2 protein-coding genes are annotated in these 4,394 nt (G+C 35.6%); both read right to left on the minus strand.

All coding sequences use genetic code 11. The features are described from left to right. Positions 1-344: 344 nt before the first annotated feature. Complete coding sequence (locus JGH11_RS19175; RefSeq protein ID WP_201114479.1) at positions 345-3,230, minus strand: PD-(D/E)XK nuclease family protein; 2,886 nt, start codon at positions 3,228-3,230, stop codon at positions 345-347. A 149-nt stretch (positions 3,231-3,379) separates the two neighbouring features. Beyond that, on the minus strand, positions 3,380-4,201 hold the full coding sequence (locus tag JGH11_RS19180) for a Spy/CpxP family protein refolding chaperone (protein WP_201114481.1): 822 nt from the start codon (positions 4,199-4,201) through the stop codon (positions 3,380-3,382). Between the last annotated feature and the right edge of the window lie 193 nt (positions 4,202-4,394).

Raw genomic sequence — 4,394 nt, forward strand, 5'->3', positions numbered from 1 at the left:
TTACAGAATATATCATGTATCGCATCCATACATACGCTATTAGAAAAACCCAAACTAATTCCATAACTATATAATTCATTTACATGTTTTTTATATAGTTCGTCATTGGCTATGGTATCTGAGTTCACAATACTCATGTCATATTTTGGGTATATAAGTTCTAATTTGTCCGCATTTGTATATTAAAGTAATATTACAATTACGAGAAGATAATAGCATACTGTTAGCAAATTTAGTGTTTTTATTGAAAAAATGTTATTTTCAAACCTTTCTTATTGTACTTTAGTATAAAATTTAACAATTGGCACAATATAAATATTTAGAGATGAATACATTTCAAATTATTATTTTTTGCAGATATTAGTAAATATACACCATTTGCATGCTTCACCTGTAGGCGTCTGAGTAAATGGTATCTGCGGATCAAAGATTTCGTCGAGACAAGCATCGAAATGCTCTGTGAACTCGGCCCTGTATTCCGAAAAGTCTGTTATACGTACCTCATCCCTACCCGATCTACTTATTACATCAGGATCGAAACGGCTGTCGAAAAGATTGCGCAGGTAATAAATGCCGGGCTCCAATATTTTATCGGGGTGATCGAGCATATATAAATGTGAGTACATAAATACCTGCATTACTGCTTTCGGGCGATCTTTAAGGTCCTTATCAAACAAATCTTTCATTTCCTTATAACGAAGAACACCTTTACCTGTCTTATAATCTATTATACGAGTACGTCCTTTCTCTTCATCTACCCGGTCGATAATACCTTTCAGGGAAACGGTTTTCCCCGAAGGCAATTTATAATCACATTTGATCCTCTCTTCCGAATCGATATAGATAAAAGGTGTTAACTTGGCATCGGTAGCCAATACTTTCCGAATATATTTACGCAAGACTTCGCCGGTAAGAAAGTTTTGTCCTGTAAGCCGTTTTACCTTCTCGGTTTTAAAATAATTCTCGGCAAAAGAACGTTCGATCATTTCGGTCAGTAACTTATCGTTCTTACTTATCATTTGCAAGAGATCGGCTGTTACCATTTTTCCTTTAAATGGTTCGTAAAGCCATTCCATTATAGAGTGAAAAATAGTACCGAATGTACTGGCTTCAATCGTTTCGGCTATCTCATCTTCTTCAGCCATATTTTCTACAACAGAAAAGTAGAACTGTAATGGGCAATTGAGGTATGTATTAATAGAACTTGCCGATAAACGCTTATCTCCTCCTTGAAGAAATACATTCATCTTCTCTATTATCTGAGGTGTTTTCTGAATGGAAATAGTCAGACTTTCTGATGATGAAACCTTATATACAGCCAGTTTTTCCCTTATCTCGAACGAGTCGGCATACAAGTGCTTTATCTGTTTGTAATAGCGGCTAACCTCACCCGTTTGCAATCCCTCGGTACGTGTATCATAGAGAAGATAAATACGTTTGGCACGATTTATCATTCTATAAAAGTGATACGAAAATATACTATCCTGATGTTCGTATGTAGGTAAGTCGAATCCTTTACGCAAATTGTAAGGTATAAATGAGTTAGCAGCCTTTTTCAGAGGAAATATACCTTCATTCATGGAAAGAATAATCAGATTATCAAAATCCAATGCACGGGTTTCTAATACTCCCATAATCTGCAAGCCCGACAAAGGCTCACCGGTAAAAGGTACACTAATGCCAACGATCAGTTTCTTCAGGAGTTTGAAATAAGTTTCTATCGTCATTTCGGGCAATACGTTTTTGAACGAATCGTCCATTTTATTTATAGTCTTATAGTATTCTACTATAAATTCACTTTCTATATCTACCGAACGTGCATTTTCGCTTCCATCTTCATCTTCTGGTTTTATATAAAGGGATGTCTTCAATGCAGATAATATAGACCGAAGGTAGTCCGGTATTTCCTGCCAACCGGATACAGGCTTGAATATAAGTTCAAAAACAGGATGAGACTGTATTTCCTGCCACGACACTATTGTTTTATTATATTGTATAATCAACTGCCGCATCTTTTTAGCTTCATCACCTGCTATATTAGTTATGTAGCGATGATTTAGTATTGCCAATACCGGTTTATAGTAAAAACCAGTATAATTTTCCGATCTGCGAATATTGCGCTGAAGATCAAAAACGTGTTCCATCAAACCTGATATAGAACTATTACCAAGGCTGTACCCCATCGTTACATTTATCTTGTCTATTTCTTCAGGTATAGAATATAATGCAGGAAGCAATAGGTTTTCGTCAGGTAGTACCAAAGCTGTATTCATTGCTTGTGTAGACGAGGTGATCTGCCGATCATTCATCAATGATTTAATAATCGAATACACATATTTAGCTTGTCCCACTGCCGAAGGAATCCCCACAACTTCCACTATAGGCTGATCCATGCTTAGTTCTTCAGGGCTTAACGCTAACTGTGTAGGGAAAAGCATTTTATTCCTGTCGATAAAAAACGAGGCCTTATTTTGAGGATCACGCACCAAGGGTGATGAATAATCCCAATAAAAATCGGCCACACCACGTTTTTGTAAATAGCGCAACAATGTTTCTTCCGATTTGCTATGCCCGTTTAGCCCAACAAAGATTACTTTTTCGAAAGGCAACCTGTAGTCCATATCTTTCGACACACTTTCTGTTACATCTCTGAAAATCATCCCTTCGTAGGCCAACCCTTTGCATCGGAGCTGTTCGCGCAAAGATGTATATAATTGGAAAAGGACTTCCCACATTTCAAGAAAATCTCTTTTCTTATCATTTTCTCCTACAGGCAAGAAATTAGACCAGAAACGGCGGATGGCTTCTATCTGGTTTTCGGTCAGAAATCCAAATCCTGCATCAATTTCTTTAAGGTCGCTTATATTACGAAAAAGCTGTTCGGCATCGACCAAATATTTATCAACATCATCGAAGTCGTTTAACAACATTTCGCCCCAATATAAGAATTCATCAAAGGTTTCAGCCGATGAACTTATTTTTTTATAAATATCGAATAATAAGAAAAGCATCTCTATTCTGTCCGCCTTTTTGTAAGTGCTAAGGCGTTCGAAAAGATCGGTAACAGTTAGTATTTCGGGTGAAAAAATTGGCTTTCCTGCTATTTGTGATAAGTAATGCTGAAAAAATATACCGGCTCTACGATTAGGAAAGACAAACGTATAACGACTTATATCCTGACCATAAGCTTTGTAGTATGCCTGAGCAACATTATATAGAAACGGAATCATTATTCAGCTAAAATTTTAATATCATTCGTTACAAAAGTAGCAATTAAATTAACTGCATACTCTGTTTTCAATAGATCATTTCCTCTTAGCTTCATCAAAAAAGGCTGCCTCAATTGAGACAGCCTTTCTGAAAAATTTATATAAATGTGTTATACAGGTTTGTTTTCTTCTACTTTGCGTGCATCTTTTATGATCTGTTGTCTTTCTTTTCTGAAATTCTGGCGAAGATCAACAATCTTTTGTTTTTGAGCATCAGGGGCAATGCGACTTAATTCTATCGCTTTTTTCTCTTTTTCAAAATTTTCTTTCAATGCTTTTATCTTTTCTTTCGACGCTTCATCCAATTTTGGCATCATACCTCTTCTGTTATGATGTGAGAACTTATTGTTTTGCGATAAACTCTTTCTGAACTCTTTCAATTTTTCCTGTTGTTCAGGTGTGTAAACCTTATTGAGTTCTTCACGATGCGCCTTTGCTAGTTCTCTCGATTTTGTTCTGAAATCCTGATTCAGTTCTTTAATTTTCTGTTTCTGATCATCAGTCAAATTCAAATCTTTTACACCTCTGTTAAGGGCTGAAGCACCATCTGTTTTATTACGTCCAAATCTTTCGCTATTTCTGGCTATCTTTTTGGATGGTCTATCACCTCTCTTACTCTGCAACTCTTTCATTTTGGCTTGCTGCTCGGGAGTAAGAATATTCTTGACAGTTGTCATGTGTTGTTCTCTCAACTCTTTACCCTTTGCCAATTTATCTTCTTTCGATAAATCACTCTTTACTTTCAATTCATCAGCCTTAGCTTTATATTCGGAACGCGCTGTTTCCATTTTTTGTTCTTGCCCACTAGACAAGTTTAATTCTTTCTTAAAATCGAAACCACCTCTATTACCTTTTTTATTTTCTTGGGCATACCCGGATGAAGCAAATGAAAGAGATGCTACTATTGCTAACGATAAAAATATTTTTTTCATAATAATTCTGCTTTTAATGTTTTATGTTAGTTAGATGGCAAAATCAGTGGGAGGTTTAAAAACAATTATCAGTTTAACTTTTAATCACAATCTGAATAAAAGGTCATTTTCAGGCTCTTATTTTCCAAAAAGCCCTTCAAATAATGATCTTCAAGCATAAAAGCAGCTATAGAAAAAAACTATATTATTACAT

The organism is Dysgonomonas sp. Marseille-P4677 (assembly GCF_016652235.1).
GTDB lineage: Bacteria > Bacteroidota > Bacteroidia > Bacteroidales > Dysgonomonadaceae > Dysgonomonas.